This is a genomic window from Streptomyces sp. Ru73 (assembly GCF_002920575.1).
Lineage (GTDB): Bacteria > Actinomycetota > Actinomycetes > Streptomycetales > Streptomycetaceae > Streptomyces.
Window position 1 is genome coordinate 1 of record NZ_PQSQ01000133.1, and the last position, 17185, is coordinate 17185.

Sequence of the window (17185 nt, forward strand, 5' to 3'; positions counted from 1 at the left end):
ACCCGCTGGACCCGGCACAAGCGCGACTACGACCGCTCCGTCCTCGTCGACGACCTGCAGTACTTCATCGACGCGCTGCCCATGGCGGGCGAGGAGTACCACCGGGTCTTCATGGCCGGGGCGCGGGACTTCCTCAGCCGGATCGACCCCACGCTGTACGCCGAACTCCCCGTAGAGCAGCGGGTGAAGTGGGCGCTGATCCGCGAGGGCCGCCTCGACGACCTGCTGCGGCTGCTGGCGTACCAGCACCGCAACAACTCCGGCTTCCACGTGGCGGGCCCGCCGCTGCGCAAGCGCGCGGTCCTCGCGGTGGGCGGCGGCCGGCCGATCCCGCTGCCGCCCGCCGTCACCCGGCTCACCGCCCAGGACCTGCCGGTACGGGCGCGGCTGCGGGAGGCGGTGTGGCGGGACGGCAAGCTGGTGCTGCGCGGCTACGCCTACATCCGCAACATCGCGGCGCCCGGCCGGCTGAGCTCCCTGAAGGCGGCGGTGCTGATGTCGGGCAAGCGCCGGATCGTGCTGCCGGTGCGGTCCGTCCCGGCGCCCGACGCCACCCACAACTCCCGTCAGGAACAGCACTGTTACGACTGGGCCGGCTTCGAGATCACGGTGGACCCCGGGCGGCTGGCCAAGGGCGGCAGGTTCACCCCGGGGCAGTGGAAGGCGGGCATCGTGGTCGCCGGTGCGGGCGTGGTGCGCCCGGCCGCGCTGCGCGCCCTGGACACCGGCTCCGGCGCCTCCCCGCTGCCGCACGAAGTGGCCGACGGGATGCGGGTGGTGCCCTGGTACAAGGACGGGCGGCTGCACCTGTCCGTGGAGCGGACGGTACGGCGGCTGGCCGGGCAGCGCTCGGCCGGCGACGGCGCTGCCGAGCTGACCATCGAGGACGCCTCGGACAACGCGCCGGTGGCGCTGCGGCTGACCCACCGCGGCACGGGCGAACGCGTCGAACGGCCGCTCGCCGAGGACGACGTGACGCACGACGGCGGCGGCCACCGCCTCCTCGTACGGATCGACCCGGCCGCGCTGACCGTCCCGGACCCGGCGGCCGGCGAGCTGCCCGAGGGGATCGCCGGCGAGACCGGCGCGACCTGGGACCCGGCACTGGTCTACCCGGACGGCCGGACGGCCCGGATCGCGGCCGACCCCACCGAACCGGCCGGGCGGCAGGTCGACGGCGCCGGGCGGGAGCTGGTGGTGACCGCGACGGCGGCCGGCAACCTCGTCCTGCACACCCGTGCGCCCGAGCCGTTCGCCGACCGGGTGGCGTGGCGGCCGGACGGGACGCTGGAGGTGGCGGGCGTGCTGCCGGGGGCCGCCGCCGGCCCGGCGCGGCTCACCGCCGTGCTGCGGCACAGCCGGTTCGCCACCGAGGCGGCCTTCCCCGCCGACCGGGACGGCGAGCGGTTCACGGCCGTGCTGCGGCCCGCCGCCGTGCCCTCCTGCGCCGGCGAGCGGCCGCTGCGCGAGGGCCGCTGGTACCTCTTCCTGCGCACGGCGGAGCAGTCCGGCGCGGCCGGGCCCGACGCCGGCCGGCCCGACGGCGTCGACCTGCCCGTACGGCTGTGCCCGACGCTCTTCACCGCCCTGCCCGCGGTCTGCCCTGCCGGGCCCAAGCCGCTCACCGTGGACCGCCGCTTCCACGACCGGATGTTCATCGAGGCGGGGCCCGCCGTGCCGGACGCCGACCGCGGCCCGTACCGGCAGCGGCTGCTCCGCGAGGAGCACTACCCGCGCCGCCGCACCCGGCCGCTGCGCGAGACCGTCCTCTTCAGCAGCTTCGACGGGCGCTGCGCCGGTGACTCGCCGCGCGCGGTGCACGAGGAGCTGGCGCGCCGCGAACCGGCGGCCGAGCACCTGTGGGTGGTCCGCGACGCGCGCGCCGCCGCACCGGCCGGGACCCGGCCCGTGCTGCTGGGCAGTGCGGAGTGGCACGAGGCGCTGGCCCGCAGCCGCCGCGTCGTCACCAACACCCACCTCCCGGAGTGGTTCGTCCGCCGGGCCGGCCAGCAGGTCCTGCAGACCTGGCACGGCACCCCGGTCAAGCGCATCGGCAGCGACCTGGCCGGCACGCTCTGCGCCGACCTGGTCCACCTGTGGCCGCAGCCGCGCCGCGGCCACCAGTGGAGCGTGCTGCTCTCCCCCAACGCGCACAGCACGGCCCTGCTGGGCCGCGCGCTGGGCTACGAGGGCGAGATCCGGGAGACCGGCCTGCCGCGCACCGACGTGCTGGTCTCCGGCGACCGCGACAAGCCGGCCCGGCGGGTACGGGAGCGGCTGGGCGTCCCCGAGGACAAGAAGGTGGTGCTGTACGCGCCGACGCAGCGCGACGACAAGGCGTACGACGCGGACCACTACCAGCTGCACCTGCCGCTGGACCTGGCGCACGCGCGGGCGGCCCTCGGCGACGACCACGTACTGCTGCTGCGCAGCCACCCGCTGGTGGCCGACCGGGTGCCGGACCGGGAGCGCGGCTTCGTGCGGGACGTCAGCGACTTCCCCGACGCGATGGAGCTGCTGCTGGCCGCCGACGTGCTGGTGACGGACTACTCCTCGCTGGCGGTGGACTTCGCCAACACCGGGCGGCCGATGCTGTTCCTGACGCCGGACCTGGCGCACTTCCGGGACACGCTGCGCGGCTTCACGTTCGACTTCGAGGCGCAGGCCCCGGGGCCGCTGCTGTCGGACACCGGGGAGCTGGTGGACGCGCTGCGGGACCTGGACGGGGTGGCGGGGCGCAGCGCGGAGGCGTACGCGCGGTTCCGTGCGGCGTACTGCGCGCGGGACGACGGCGGTGCCGCGGCCCGCGCCGCCGACCTGCTGCTGGGGTGAGGCCCCGGCTCCTCAGCGGCGGCGCAGCCGCCGGAGGGCCTTGACCACGAAGGGCGGCAGGAGCAGCAGCGCGGCGCGCCGGGCGCGGGCCTTCGGGCGGCGCGCCGCGGCCCTGCGCTGTGCCGCCGCTGCTTCCCCGGCGGCGGCCGCTGCCCGTGCGTCGGAGTCGGCGCGGCGGCGCCGGACCTCCTCGGCCGCGCGTTCCTCGGCCCGCAGCGCTTCGTAGTACCGCGAGCGCGGCGGTTCGGGCAGGGCCAGGTCGGGGCCGCTGACCAGGCGCAGCACCCGGTGGCCCGCGATGGTCTGGAGGTCGGCGTGGCAGTCGGCGCGGCCGACGATCTCCAGGACGAGCGCCTCCTGCCAGGGCGCCGGGTCGCCCCAGGTGCCGTAGAACTTGCCGCGGCTCACGCAGATGGGCCGCAGTCCCTGGGTGAACAGCGCCTCCCAGACGGCGGCGGAGACGCCCGGCGTGTGCTCGGAGCGGTAGTCGTCCAGCGCGACCACGCCCTGCGGCGCCAGCACGCGGCAGGCGGCCGCGAGGTCGCCGCGTACGTGGTCGTACAGGTGTGAGGCGTCGACGTGCACGAAGCGGCAGCTGCCCGGGGCCACCTCCTCGGGGACGAGCGTGCTGGGCCCCTGGAGGACGGTGGGCAGTGCTTCGTGGAAGGCGAGGTAGTTCGCTTCGAAGGCGCGGCGGGTGAGCGTCGCGTACGAGCCCCGCATTTCCGCGTCGTTGGCCTCGTCCCCGGCCGCGGAATCGAAGAGATCACAGACCGTGAATTCCTCCCCCGGATTCAGATGACGGCCCAGGACGATGGCGCTCTTTCCGAGGTACGCACCGATCTCCAGCAGGTCGCCGCGCATTCCGGTGCGCGTCTGGTGGTTCAGCAGCCAGTCGAAGAGCAGCTGGTCCTGGCCGTAGAACCAGCCCTTGACGTCCGCGAGCGTGCCCGGCCGCGGCAGTGCGGCACCGGCGGGCGCGGCGGGGGTCTCGGTGTGCAGTGGGGTCATGTCCGGCCTCTCGACGGGAAACGCGGTGCCGGACATTAGCCGCCGGAGGCGGCGTATTCCCGAATTGCCGGGTCCGTCGGCGCGTAAGGGGAATTCCTTTACCGCCGGTGACGGCAGGTGAAGAGGGCGACATTGGCACCGGGGCCGTCCAGCCAGTACCGCTGTGCGCACCGTTCGTGCAGCAGCCGCCACTTGGCCGTCTCCCGCGCGTCGTGCCGGAACCACCGGGTGCGGTCCACCCCGTCGGCGGCGACCAGCCAGACCCGGCCGGCCCGGGCCAGCCGGGCGCGGATCACCGGGAGCGGCGCGTCCCGCCCGTAGAGCGTGCCGGACGCCGCGCCCGAGGTGCCGAGGGTGAGATCCCGCAGCCCGGCGAACCGCTCCGGGTAGGCGAGCCCCACCCGCCGCGCGTACGCGGGCACGTAGAAGACCCCGTCTCCGGGCGCCGCGCGGGCCGCGACGGCCGCCGCGACCGCGGCCAGGTCGTCCGGCCGGCTCGCGGGCTCCCGTTCGTACCGCTGAGCCGGGAGCTGCCACAGGAATGCCACGGCGATCACGGCGGCGCCCGCCGCCGCCACGAGGCGCGGCGCCGGCCGCCGGAAGCGGCGTACGGCCACCGCGTCCGCCAGGCGCTCGGCCCCGGCCGCAGCGGCCAGCGCCACGCCGGGCAGGCAGCAGAGCAGATAGCGGTCGAGGAAGGCCGGGTACCGCTGGGAGACCGCGAAGAGCAGGACGGGCGGCAGCAGGGCGAGCGGCAGCGCGACGGCGGACGGGCCGAGCGGGCCGCGCCGGGGCAGCGGACGCACGACCGCCACCGCGATCAGGGCGCAGAGGACCACGACGACCGGTACGGACGGCCCGGCGAAGGACCGCAGCAGCAGCCCGGCGGCGCGCAGGCCGGGCGGGTACAGCCAGTTCAGCTGGTGGCTCTGGCCCCGGGACAGCGCCACCAGGGGCAGCAGCGCGAGCAGCACCGCGCCGGCCGCCGCGCCCCACCGCCGCCACACCGCGCGCGGCACCCGGGAGACCAGCAGGGTCACCCCGTGCGCGGCGAGGAGCAGCGCGGCGAACTCGTGCAGCAGCGCGGTGAGCGCCGTGCCGGCCGCGTACGCCGTCCAGTCCCGCGCCCGGCCCCGGCGCACCGCGGTGGTCAGCAGCAGGGTGGCGAGCGCGGCGCCGGCCGTGACCAGCGCGTAGGAGCGGCCCTCCTGCGCGTAGTGGCTCATGGTGGGCAGGGTGGCGAGGAGCAGCCCGGCCCACAGGCCGACCCGCGGCGCGGCCAGCCGGGCGCCGAGGAGCGCCGTGAGCCCGGCCGCCGCCGTCGCGCCGAGCACGGACGGCAGCCGCAGCACGGTCTCGTCGCCGAGCGGCAGCCCGGACAGCCCGCGCACGAGGACGCCGTAACCGTGCATCAGCACGTAGTACAGGCCGTGCACCGCGTCGGCGGTGCCGAGCAGGTGCCACAGCTGCGGCAGGGTACGCGCGGCGACCTGCGCGGTGGCCCCCTCGTCCCGCCACAGCGTGCCGCGGTCCAGGCCCCACAGCCCGAGGGCGAGCATGACCGCGCACGGCACGAGCACGGCGAGGGCGGTGGCGCGGCGCCGGGCGCGCCGGCCGGCACGCGCGGGCCGCGGGGCGCGGCCGGGCACCACGGCCGGCCGCTCCTCCTCGGGGTCCGCGACGCCCGGCCCGCTCACCGCGGCTCGGGCAGCTCGAACGGGCTCGGCAGCGGGAAGTACGCCTCCAGGAACGGTTTGAGCAGCGCCAGCTGGTCCGCCAGGTCGGTCTCCTCCGACTGGGTGTCGTTCAGGCAGAAGACGTCCCGGTCGCGGCGGGCGAGCAGCCGGTCCAGCCGGTCCGCCGCGTTCGGCCGGGACAGGTCGAGGTAGGAGTACGCGATGTCGGCGGGCAGCGCGCGGCCGGTGTGGAAGGCGTAGTAGTGGTGCAGCGAGGACGGGATCGAGATGTCGTCGATGCTGCGGAAGCGGTGCGAGGCGGTCGCCCGGTGCTCCGGCGCGAACTCCCGCTCGATCTCGGTGAGCACGCTGCGCCGCAGGGCGTGCGGGACGTGTTTCATCTTCTGCACCGGGGTCGTGCCGAAGCGGGCCTCTATGAGCGCGCGGTTGTTCTTGCCCGCGACGGACACCGGGACGTCGTCGTCGCCGGGCGGTCCGAGCGGCACCAGCGCGGGCGAGGGGAAGTACTTGGTCAGCCCGTTGGCCAGGAAGAAGTCGTGCGGGGAGGCCTCCCGGCCGAGGAAGACGTCGTCGTTGAAGTAGAGGAAGTGCTCCGAGAGGCCCTTGATGTGGTGCAGCTGGCTCTCGATGGCGTGCGAGTTGAACGTCGGCAGATCCGCCGTGTCGGTGAATATCTCGCGGTGGCTGACGACCTTCACGCGCGGGTGCGCGGTGTTGAGCCAGGACGGCACCTGGTCGTCGGTGACGAGGTAGACGTCCCGCACCCAGGGCGCGTACATGTCCAGTGAGCGCAGCGAATAGCGCAGCTCGTCGCGGTTGGCGTAGCGCGCCGCGTTGGCCGCCTCGTCGTGGTACGCCTGCCCGGTGTACGCGGCGCGGCGCTCCAGCCACGCCGGGTCGGCGCCGTCCACCCAGGTGTAGACGACGTCGACGGGGAAGGTGATGTCGCCGGGCAGCGGCACGGTGAAGTCGCGGTAGGTGGCGACCTGGTCGGCCCGGCCGTCGCCGGAGCCGTTCGGGCAGGTGAAGAGCGCGGCGGGGACCGAGATCCGGGGGCCCTGCGCGGGCACCCACTCGGTGACGGCGTTCCGCCGCGGGGCGATCAGCCGGTCCTCCTCACGGGGCCAGAACTCCACGTCGCAGCCGTACTCCTCGGCCAGCACGAGCGAGCGGGCCGGGTCGGTGCGGAACCAGGTGACCCGGAACGTCCCGGCGCGCGCGGCCCGGTGCCAGCCGCCGGAGTCGTAGCCGGGCACGGTGTGCCGCACCTCGTTCCCCGGGCCCAGCAGGGAGACGTAGCCGGGCAGCTCGCGGCAGCGGGCGGCCAGCGCGGCGAGCGCCCGCGACCCGTCCTCCACGGCGACCGCGACGACGCCCCGGCCGCGCTCCTTGCCGCGTACGCAGAAGTGGTCGACGCCGGCCCGCTCCAGGGTCTCGGTGACGGTGACGAGGTTGTCGCGGCGGGCCCGTGCGGGTGAGAGATCGTGCTGCACGAGGGCGATGCGCGGGTGCCCCTCGGCCATGGTCACGGCCCGGCCGGGCGCGGTGGCCAGGGCCCGGTGCGCGAGCGCCACGCTCCGGGTGCGCAGCCCGTCCAGGTGGCGGGCCGTCGCCAGCCAGCTGACCTGCTGCTTGATGCGGCGGCGCAGCTCCGGGGTGCTGCGCGTGGCGATGGCCCGGCGCAGGTGTTCCGGTACGGCCTTGCGGTAGGCCGACACCAGGGCCGACGCCTCCGGGTTGATCCGCCGCACCGTCCCCGTGGTCCGTACGGCACCCGGATGCCGTACGGACCGGCGGCGTGGTTCGGCGGCCCGCTGTCCCATCTGTGCACTCACTCCGGTCTCCCCCTTCGCGTCGAGTCCGCTCCGACTCTCACTCCCCGCGGTCCGGTCATTTACCCCTATGGGCGTTTGATGCAACTATGACGCCGTACGTCCCGGTACACATCCGCTGTGCGTCCGTTCCCCGTGAGCGCGCTCCCCTCCCGGGGGAGAACTCTTCGCAAGGAAGACTCGTCAGCGGACGAGAAGGATGCCCCGCCACGTGACCGACGGGCGCCGCCCGCGCCCCAACGGAAGGGAGCGCCGGCCGCCATGCGCCAGGTCCTGCTGAACCGAGCGGTGCGCGCCGGCCGCCGCGCCCGCCGCGCGGCGGCCGGGGTGCGCCGCCGCATTGAGCGCGTCGACACCGTCCCGGTGCTCGCCGCGCGGCCGCGCCCGCGGCCCCTGCTGCGCCCCGTCCACCTCTCCGTCCTCGGCGGCCGCACCCTGAACGTGGCGGTCCGTTACCCCCGCCGGGCGCACGGCATCGAGAGCGCACTGCTCCATCTGGACCACCGCGGCGACCGGCGGTCCGCGCCGCTGACGCCCGAGCCGCAGCCCGACGGCACCCTGCTGCTCACCGCGACGGCCCCGCTCCGCTTCGCCCCGCACGGCGAACCGCCGGAGCCCGGCACCCTCGCCCTCGGCCCCGGCGTCTGGCGGCTCTCCCTCGCCGTGACCGACACGGCGGGCGTGGAGACGCTCGCCGGCCTCCGCGCGGCCCCGCACCGCACCCCGGCCGGGCCGACGCTCCCGTACTCCCCCGAGCCCGGCAGCGGCGCCCTCTTCCGCCCGGTCCGCTCCGCCGACGGCCACGCGTTGCTCAAGGTGACGGCCCCCGCGCCGCAGGCCGAGCTGGTCGCGCTCGGGCTGCGCTGGGACCGGGTCACCGTGCAGGTCAGGCTGGTCGGGCCGGTGGCCAGGCACGCCGCCTGGACCGCCGAGGCCGTCCGGCAGGGCCCGGGCTCCACCGTGCTGCCCATGCCCCTGGAGCAGGGCGCGGGACACCTCACCGCCGATCTGCCGCTGGCCGCGATGGCCGCCGACGGGCACGTCCAGCACACCTGGGAGGTGCGGCTGCGGTCCGGGCGCACCCGGCTGAAGGTCGGCCGCCGGCTGACCGACGTACGCCACCCGAAGCGGGTCTTCCGTACGCCCTACCGCTCGATAGCGCTGCCGGACGGCCGGCTGCTGCGGGTGCACGCCCAGTTCTCGGCGGCCGGGACCCTCACCGTCAGCTGCGCCGCGTACGCCACGCCCGCACCCGCCCACGAGCCCTCGGAGGACCGGCCATGAGGATCACGTTCCTGCTCACCCTCGGCGACGAGATGGGCGGCACGGAAATGGCCGCGTACACCCAGGCGGCCCACCTCGCGGCGCGCCACGACGTCGAGGTGCTGAGCGTCTTCCGCACCCGCGACGAACCGTTCTTCCCCGCCGCCCGGGACATCCGCCGCCGCTACCTGGTCGACCGGACGGGCCCCTACGAGCGCCCGGTGCGGGCCAGCGCGCTGGACGAGGCGGCCTGCCGCACCCTGGCCTCGCTGCCCAGCGAGCTGATCGAGCCCGCCTGGGAGCACACCTTCAACCGGCTCTCCGACGTCGAGCTGAGTGCCGCGCTCGCGTCCCCGGACACCGACGTGCTGGTCACCACCACGCCCGCGCTGATGGCCGCGGCCGCCGAGCTGGTCCAGGGCCCCGTGATCACCGTGCACCAGGAGCACCGCGCCTCCCAGCTGCGCGGCGTCAGCGGCGAGCCGCTGCTGCGGTACGCGCCCCGGATCGACGCGCTGGTGTCGCTGACCGAGCGGACCGCCGAGTGGTTCCGCGAGTCCCTCGGCCCGGCCGCGCCCGAGCTGCCCGTGATCCCGAACGCGGTGCCCGACGGCTACCGCCCGCGCTCCGACCTCGCGGGGCGGACCATCGTGGTGGCGGCCCGGATGACCCCCGAGAAGCAGCTCGACCACGCCGTACGGGCCTTCGCGCAGGTCGCCGGGGACCATCCGGACTGGCGGCTGCGGATCTTCGGCGACGGACCGCAGGAGGTCCGGCTGCGCCACCTGATCGAGGGGCTGGCCCTGCACGACCGGGTCGAACTCCTCGGCCGCACCCGGGACATGACCGAGGAGTGGGCGAAGGCGAGCCTGTGCCTGCTGCCGTCGCGCAACGAGGCGTTCCCGCTGGTCCTGCTGGAGGTGTTCGCGGCCGGGGTGCCGGTCGTCGCGTACGACATCGTCACCGGGCCCGCCGAGATCGTCCGGCACGGCGTGGACGGCCTGCTCGTGCCGCCCGGCGACGTGGACGCGCTGGCCGCCGCACTCGGTGAACTGATGGGTGATCAAGAGCGGCTGCGGGCATACGGGAACGCCGCGCGCGCCGGGGTGTACGAGCGCTTCTCCGGCGAGCTGATCACCGGCGAGTGGGAACGTCTCTTCGAGAAGCTGGTGGCCCGCCGCGACGCGCCGGACCGGCTCGCGGCGCGCGCCGACCGCACCGCGCTGCGCCTCGCGGCGGGCGGCGGCCGGGTGTTCAGCGTGGCGGCCCCGCACGGCGGCCCGCTCGCCGCCTCCGCCGACGCGCAGAAGGCCCGCGAGGTACTGCTGAAGGCCCAGGACCGCTCGGGCAGGCTGGTCCGCTCGGCCGGGCGGCTGGCCGAGCTGCGCGACGACCTCACCGCGCCGCAGGTCGCCGACCGCAACCTGGAGCTGGCCACCGATGCGCTGCGGGCCCACGGCATCGGGTACGTCCTGCTCCGCGACGACGCGCTCGCGCACCGCGTCGCGGTGGCCGTCGAGGACCGGGAGCGGACGCTGGCCGCGCTCGCGGAGGAGCTGCGCGGCGAGCCGGTCTACGGCGAGCTGGTCTCACCGCGCGGCCATGCGCCCGGCGCGCTGCTCGCCGAGCGGCTGACCGAGGCCGGCGAGATCGCGGGCGTACGGATCTTCAAGCCGGTGACCAGCGAGAGCCGCACGCTGCGGTACGGCCCGGCCTTCGGCTGCACCGTGGAGTTCTGGGCGCCGGACGAGGACGGCTGGCGGGAGGCGCCGCGCGGCACCACCTTGCTGGGCCCGCGCCTGCCGGACCTCGCGCCCACGGCCACCTGGCGGGTCGCGGGCCGGGACCACCCCACGCTCGCCGCCTTCGCCGAGACCCTGATGTGGGACGTCGACTTCCCCGTCGACGTCGTCTACACCTGGGTGGACGACGCCGACCCGGCCTGGCGGGAGCGGCGGGACGCGGCCCGGCAGGCGGCGGGGCTGCCCACCGACCACGTCGACAGCGGCGACGCCCGCTTCCGCAGCCGCGACGAGCTGCGGCACTCGCTCCGCTCGCTGGCGATGTACGCGCCCTGGGTGCGCACCGTGCACCTGGTCACCGACGACCAGGTGCCCGACTGGCTGGACACCGCGCACCCGGGTCTGAAGGTGGTCGACCACCGCGAGCTGTTCGCCGACGCCTCCCACCTGCCGACCTTCAACTCGCACGCCATCGAGAGCCAGTTGCACCGCATCGAGGGCCTGTCCGAGCAGTTCCTGTACTTCAACGACGACGTGTTCCTCGGCCGCCCGCTGCCGGCCTCGGCGTTCTTCCACAGCAACGGCACCGCGCACTTCTTCCGCTCGCCCACGGCCGTGCCGCCCGGCGAGGTCACCGAGGACGACGAGGGCTACTTCGCCGCCGCCAAGAACAACCGGGCGCTGCTGAAGCGGGAGTTCGGCCGCACCGCCACGCACAGCTTCCTGCACGCCCCGCACCCGCTGCGGCGCAGCGTCCTCGCGGAGATCGCCGACCGCTTCCCCGCGGAGGTGGCGGCCACCGCGGCCAGCCGCTTCCGGGCGCGGACCGATCTGTCGATCGCCTCGTCGCTGCACCACTACTACGGATATCTGACCGGCAAGTCGACGCCCGCGACCATTTCCTGCTCGTTCGTGAACGCCGGCCGCTACGACCACCACACTGTCCTCAGCCGGCTGCTCGCCACCCGCAGCCACTCCGTCTTCTGCATCGCGGACTCCGCCGACGCCGAGGTGCCGGCGGCGGAGCAGGACCGGGTGGTGCGCGCGTTCCTGGGCGCGTACTTCCCCGTACCGTCGCCGTACGAGCGCGGCTGACCGGCTCGGCCGAAACGAGGAGGAGCGGCATGACCTGGCTGATCACTGGTGGTGCGGGATACATCGGGGCGCACGTGGTGCGTGCCATGACGGGCGCGGGCGAGCGCGCGGTGGTGCTGGACGACCTGTCCACCGGCGTGGCGGAGCGGGTGCCCGAGGGCGTGCCGCTGGTCGTCGGGTCGACGCTGGACCGGGCGCTGCTGGACCGCACGATCGCGGAGCACGAGGTGGCCGGGGTGGTGCACCTGGCGGCGAAGAAGCAGGTCGCCGAGTCGGTGGAGCTGCCGCTGCTGTACTACCGGGAGAACGTGGAGGGGCTGCGGACGCTGCTGGAGGCGGTGGCGGCCGGCGGCGTCGGCCGCTTCGTCCTCTCCTCCTCGGCCGCGGTCTACGGCATGCCCGACGTGGACCTGGTCACCGAGGACACCCCGTGCGTGCCGATGAGCCCGTACGGCGAGACCAAGCTCGCCGGCGAGTGGCTGACCCGCGCCGCCGGCCGGGCGCACGGCATCTCCACGGCCTGCCTGCGCTACTTCAACGTGGCGGGCGCCGCGGCCCCGGAGCTGGCCGACACCGGGGTCTTCAACATCGTGCCGATGGTCTTCGAGAAGCTCACCGAGGGCGCGGCGCCGCGGATCTTCGGCGACGACTACGACACCCCGGACGGCACCTGCGTCCGCGACTACATCCACGTCGAGGACCTGGCCGACGCGCACCTCGCGGCCGCGCGCAAGCTCGCCGGGTCCGGCCCGGTCCGCGATCTGACGGTCAACATCGGGCGCGGCGAGGGCGTCTCCGTACGGGAGATGGTCGATCTGATCGCCGAGGTCACCGGCTACCGGGACCGCCCGGCCGAGGTCACGGCGCGGCGTCCCGGCGACCCGGCGCGGGTGGTCGCGGCCGCCGACCGGATCGCCGCCGAGCTGGGCTGGAAGGCCCGGCACGACGTGCGGGACATGATCAGCTCGGCCTGGGCCGGGTGGCTGCTGCGGCACCCGGAGGCACAGCGCGGCTGAACGGTGTCCGCACTTTTCTTAAACAGTCACACAACCAACTTCTCGTCACGTCCGTCTCTCAGGTAGCGACAGGATCGTCCATTTCCGGACTTTTCCGCGCTCTGTGCCCGGTCCGATACGAGGAGTAGTACAGCAATGCCCGCACCCGGCGGCTCTGCCGCAGCACCGCGCTTCAGCATCGTCGTCCCCGTCTACAAGGTGCAGGGCTACCTCCGCGCCTGCCTGGACTCGGTGCTGGCCCAGTCGTGCGGCGACTTCGAGGTCATCGCCGTGGACGACCGCTCGCCCGACGGGTCGGGGGCCATCCTGGACGAGTACGCGGCCCGCGACCCGCGCGTCGTCCCGCTGCACCTCCCCGAGAACAAGGGCATCGGCAACGCGCGCAACGAGGGCGTGGCACGCGCCCGCGGCGACTACCTCCTCTTCCTCGACAGCGACGACACGCTGCTGCCCGACGCGCTGGAGTCCATAGCTGCCCGGCTCGCGGCGACCGAGGACCCCGACATCCTGGTCTACGACTACGCGCGCACCTTCTGGTGGGGCGAGGCCAAGCGCAACCGCGACGCCGAGGTGCTCTCCGCGCCCGGCCCCGAGGTCGGCACCATCGACGACCGCCCGGACCTGCTGCGCCTGTTCACCGTCGTGTGGAACAAGGCCTACCGCCGCGACTTCTACCTCGCCGGCGGCTTCAGCTTCCCCGACGGCTTCTACGAGGACGCGGTCGTCGTCTACGAGTCGCTGTTCAGCGCCGACCGCATCGCGCTGCTCGACCAGGTCTGCGTGCACTACCGCCAGCGCCGCCAGGGCAACGCGCTGCGCACCCCCAGCCGGGAGCACTTCGCCGCCTTCGCGCAGTACGAGCGGCTGTTCGCGTTCATCGAGGAGCGGCCGGCGCTGCACCGCTGGCGCGCCTTCCTCTTCGAGCACATGATCGACCACTACCTCTTCATCCTGGCCCGCCCCGACCGGGTGCCGGCCGCGGCACGCGCGGAGTTCTTCCGCCGTGCGGCGCAGCACTACCGCCGCTACCGCCCAGCGGACTTCGTCCGGCCCAAGGGCGTCATGGGCGTCCAGTACGACGCGCTCGCCCGCGGCTCCTACACCGCGTTCGCCGCGCTGAAGCTGGCCGCCCGGGGCCGCAAGAAGGCCGCGGGCCGCCTGAAGAAGGCCAGGCACACCCTCGGCAAGCAGGCGTACGCGCGCTTCTACCAGCTCCAGCTGCACCGTCCGCTGGACCCGCACCTCGCCGTCTACGCCGCGTACTGGAACCGCACCCCCGCCTGCAACCCGCTCGCGGTCTACGAGAAGGCCAAGGAGCTGGCGCCGCAGGTCCACGGCGTGTGGGTGGTCAAGAAGGAGCTGGCGGACACCCTCCCCGAGGGCATCGACTACGTGGTGCCCAACACCCCGCGGTACTGGGAGGTGATGGCCCGCGCCACGTACTTCGTCAACAACGTCAACTTCCCCGACGCGGTCGTGAAGCGCCCCGGCCAGATCCACCTCCAGACCCACCACGGCACCCCGCTCAAGCGGATGGGCATCGACCAGCAGCAGTACCCGGCGGCGGCCAAGGGCATGTCGATGCGCAAGCTGCTGCAGCGCGCCGACCGCTGGGACTTCAGCGTCTCCTCCAACCAGCACACCACCGAGCAGTGGGAGCGGGTCTACCCCTGCTCCTTCCAGTCGCTGGACACCGGCTACCCGCGCAACGACGTGTACTACCGGGCCACGGCCCAGGACGTCCTCGACGTCCGCGCGCGCCTGGGCATCGCCCCCGGCCGCACCGCCGTCCTGTACGCGCCCACCGTCCGCGACTACCAGAACGGCTACGTGCCGCGGATGGACCTGGCGCGCGTCACCCGCGAACTGGGCCCCGACGTGGTGCTGCTGGTCCGCACCCACTACTTCTACGGCGAGGACGCCCGGCTGGCCGAGCTCCAGGAGCAGGGCGCGCTGATCGACGTCTCGCGCCACCCGTCGGTCGAGGAGCTGTGCCTGGCCGCCGACGCGCTGATCACGGACTACTCGTCGATCATGTTCGACTACGCCAACCTCGACCGCCCGATCATCACGTACGCGGACGACTGGGACGTCTACGTGAAGTCCCGCGGCGTCACCTTCGACCTGCTCTCCGGCGAACCGGGCGACACCCCCGGCGTGGTCGCCACCAGCGAGGACGAGCTGATCGCCGCCTTCCGGGACGGCAGCTGGGACGGCGCGGAGGCCACGGCCCGCCGCGCCGCCTTCCGCGCCCGCTTCTGCCAGTGGGACGACGGCCACGCGGCCGAACGGGTGGTCCGCCGCGTGTTCCTCCACCAGGAGGCAACGCCGGAGGTCGTCCCGCTGGACGAGCGCACGGTGGCACCCAGCCCGCGCGAGGCGGCGAAGGCCGCCGGTACCGCGGGTACCGCCGTGACCACCCTGCCCGCGCAGGCGGACGCGTCGGACATGGACCTGGCCGGCTGAGACAGGCAGCACCCGCGCCCCGCAAGGGGCGCGGGGAACTGCGCGACCAGCCACAGGCGCCCCGCAGTCGGAACCGCGCCCCTGCCGGAACGGCGCTACCGCTGCGCGTCACGCGCTCGCGCTACGCGCCACGCGCACCGAGCGCCCTCGTCACCGCCTCGGCCAGTTCGTCCAGGTACCCGGCCGGCAGGTCGCCCCGAAGGACCACCACCCGCCAGTACAGCGGCCCCGTGATCAGGTCGAGCGCGAGCCGGACGTCCACGTCCGGCCGCAGCTCACCGCGCTCGACCGCGCGCCCGACCATCGCCCGCGTCATGGACTCCTGGCTGTCGTGCAGCGCCGTGCGCAGCGCCTCGGCGATCTCCGGGCTGCGCGCCGCCTCGGCCAGCAGGTCCGGGATGATCTGCGCCGCCATCGGATGGCGCAGCGCCCGGGACGCCACTTCCAGCAGCATCCGCACGTCACCGCGGAGCGTCCCGGTGTCCGGCACCGGCATCCCCTCGGCCGCCAGCGCGGTCACCACGTCCAGGACCAGGTGCAGCTTGGAGCGCCAGCGGCGGTAGACGGCGGTCTTGCCGACCCCCGCGCGGCGCGCGATGCCCTCGATCGACATCCGGCCGAACCCGACGGCGGCCAGCTCCGCGAAGACCGCCGCCCGAATGGCGGCAGTCTTCTCCTCCCGGAGCACGGCGGCGCCGGCCGGGGCCCGACGCGCCGACGGCGCGGTCCGGCCCGGCGGCACGGGCTTCTCCGGCGACGCCGGAGGTGCCGCTTCCGAGGGTGCTGGGTCATTGGCCATGCAAAGGAGCATAGCGTCAGGACGGAACGGTTGCGTTTCGACGTTCCGGCACCCTACTCTCAGGTTGCGACGATACGGAGCCGTCTCGTCGTGAGTTCCTCGGCCTCGCGGTGCCGCCGACCTGCCGCGCCCGCGTCCACGCACGAAAGCGGACTGATGTCTCAGACCCTCACGCGTCCGGTCCCCGCCGCCCCGCCGGACCCCGACCCGCGCGCGCTCGCGGAGCGGTACGGCCTCTCCGTCAGCGGCCGGCGCCCGTCGCTCCCCTCGTACGTCCGGCAGCTCTGGCAGCGGCGCCACTTCATCTCGGCGTTCTCCAGCGCGAAGCTGACCGCCCAGTACAGCCAGGCCAAGCTGGGCCAGCTGTGGCAGGTCGTGACGCCGCTGCTGAACGCGCTGGTCTACTACCTGATCTTCGGCCTGCTGCTGGGGACCCACCGGGGCGTACCCGACTACATCCCGTTCCTGGTCACCGGCGTCTTCATCTTCACCTTCACGCAGAGCTCGGTGCTGGCCGGCACCCGCGCGATCTCCGGCAACCTCGGCCTGGTCCGCGCGCTGCACTTCCCGCGTGCCTGCCTGCCGATCTCCTTCTGCCTGATGCAGCTCAAGCAGCTGCTGTTCTCCATGGGCGTCCTGGTCGTCATCCTGCTGGCGTTCCGGCAGGTGCCCGGCTGGTCCTGGCTGCTGGCCATTCCGGCCCTGTGCCTGCAGTTCACCTTCAACACCGGGCTGGCCATGATCATGGCGCGGCTCGGCAGCAAGACCCCGGACCTCGCGCAGCTGATGCCCTTCATCCTCCGGACGTGGATGTACACCTCCGGCGTGATGTACAGCCTGGACAAGGTCACGACCGGCAAGCACATCCCGGCGGTCGTCCAGTTCCTGCTGGACGTGAACCCCGGGGCGGTCTACATCGACCTGATGCGGTTCGCCCTGATCGACTCCTTCACCGCCGACAAGCTGCCGCCCCACGTCTGGGCCTGCGCGCTGGGCTGGGCGGCCGTGATGGGGGTCGTGGGCTTCGTGTACTTCTGGAAGGCGGAGGAGCGGTACGGCCGTGGCTGAGCAGCAGAGCACCAGTTTGGAGCAGCCGGCGGTCGAGGCCGCCGCGGCCGGCGAGGAGCGCATCCCCACCGTCATCGCCGATGATCTGCACATCGTGTACCGGGTCTACGGCACCGGCGCGGGCCGGGGCAGCGCCACCGCCGCGCTGAACCGGATCATCCGCCGCAAGCCCTCGACCGGGGTGCGGGAGGTGCACGCGGTCAAGGGCGTGACCTTCACCGCCTACCGGGGCGAGTCCATCGGCCTGATCGGCACCAACGGCTCGGGCAAGTCCACCCTGCTCAAGGCGGTGGCGGGGCTGCTGCCGGCCGAGCGGGGCCATGTCTACACCCACGGCCAGCCCTCGCTGCTGGGCGTGAACGCG

The 17185-nt window shown here is 74.2% G+C and carries 11 protein-coding genes; 7 read left to right on the forward strand and 4 right to left on the reverse strand.

The genetic code is table 11. The annotated features are described in order from the left end of the window. On the forward strand, nt 1-2832 hold a 2832-nt coding region (locus C3486_RS33740; protein ID WP_103836676.1), incomplete at its 5' end, for a CDP-glycerol glycerophosphotransferase family protein. Between the two features lie 12 nt (nt 2833-2844). Here C3486_RS33740 and C3486_RS33745 read toward each other — a convergent pair. The 3 genes from C3486_RS33745 to C3486_RS33755 form a co-directional block, all read right to left on the reverse strand. Beyond that, a complete protein-coding gene (locus C3486_RS33745) occupies nt 2845-3843 on the reverse strand; it encodes a class I SAM-dependent methyltransferase (protein WP_103836684.1) in 999 nt (332 codons plus the stop codon). 98 nt (nt 3844-3941) lie between these two features. Continuing rightward, nucleotides 3942-5540 (reverse strand): glycosyltransferase family 39 protein, encoded by a 1599-nt coding sequence (locus C3486_RS33750; RefSeq protein WP_103836677.1) that lies wholly within the window; start codon nt 5538-5540, stop codon nt 3942-3944. Next, entirely contained in the window at nt 5537-7375 is a 1839-nt protein-coding gene (locus C3486_RS33755) for a stealth family protein (protein WP_258053166.1), read from the reverse strand. The genes C3486_RS33750 and C3486_RS33755 overlap by 4 nt, the downstream gene beginning before the upstream one ends. Before the next feature lie 258 nt (nt 7376-7633). Here C3486_RS33755 and C3486_RS33760 point away from each other — a divergent pair, with 258 nt between their 5' ends. The 4 genes from C3486_RS33760 to C3486_RS33775 all read left to right on the forward strand — a co-directional run bounded on the left by C3486_RS33760 (nt 7634) and on the right by C3486_RS33775 (nt 14954). Next, a complete protein-coding gene (locus tag C3486_RS33760) occupies nt 7634-8656 on the forward strand; it encodes a hypothetical protein (RefSeq protein ID WP_258053167.1) in 1023 nt (340 codons plus the stop codon). Next, nucleotides 8653-11472 carry a stealth conserved region 3 domain-containing protein gene (locus C3486_RS33765; RefSeq protein WP_103836679.1) on the forward strand — a complete coding sequence of 940 codons (2820 nt, stop codon included), beginning with the start codon at nt 8653-8655 and terminating at the stop codon, nt 11470-11472. The genes C3486_RS33760 and C3486_RS33765 overlap by 4 nt, the downstream gene beginning before the upstream one ends. A gap of 29 nt (nt 11473-11501) precedes the next feature. Next, the gene (gene galE, locus C3486_RS33770) at nt 11502-12488 is read left to right on the forward strand and encodes a UDP-glucose 4-epimerase GalE (RefSeq protein WP_103836680.1); all 987 of its coding nucleotides are present in this window, start codon (nt 11502-11504) and stop codon (nt 12486-12488) included. A 135-nt stretch (nt 12489-12623) separates the two neighbouring features. Next, nucleotides 12624-14954: a bifunctional glycosyltransferase family 2 protein/CDP-glycerol:glycerophosphate glycerophosphotransferase gene (locus C3486_RS33775; RefSeq protein ID WP_103836681.1), complete on the forward strand. Its 2331-nt coding sequence runs from the start codon at nt 12624-12626 to the stop codon at nt 14952-14954. A gap of 121 nt (nt 14955-15075) precedes the next feature. Here C3486_RS33775 and C3486_RS33780 read toward each other — a convergent pair whose 3' ends face one another. Next, nucleotides 15076-15753 carry a TetR/AcrR family transcriptional regulator gene (locus C3486_RS33780; protein WP_103836682.1) on the reverse strand — a complete coding sequence of 226 codons (678 nt, stop codon included), beginning with the start codon at nt 15751-15753 and terminating at the stop codon, nt 15076-15078. Nucleotides 15754-15909: 156 nt separating this feature from the next. Here C3486_RS33780 and C3486_RS33785 point away from each other — a divergent pair, with 156 nt between their 5' ends. Next, nucleotides 15910-16821, forward strand: a complete 912-nt coding sequence (locus C3486_RS33785; RefSeq protein WP_103836683.1) for an ABC transporter permease — start codon at nt 15910-15912, stop codon at nt 16819-16821. Further along, nucleotides 16814-17185, forward strand: a 372-nt coding sequence (locus tag C3486_RS33790) for an ATP-binding cassette domain-containing protein (protein ID WP_374936957.1), incomplete at its 3' end; no start/stop codon positions are given. The genes C3486_RS33785 and C3486_RS33790, both read left to right, overlap by 8 nt.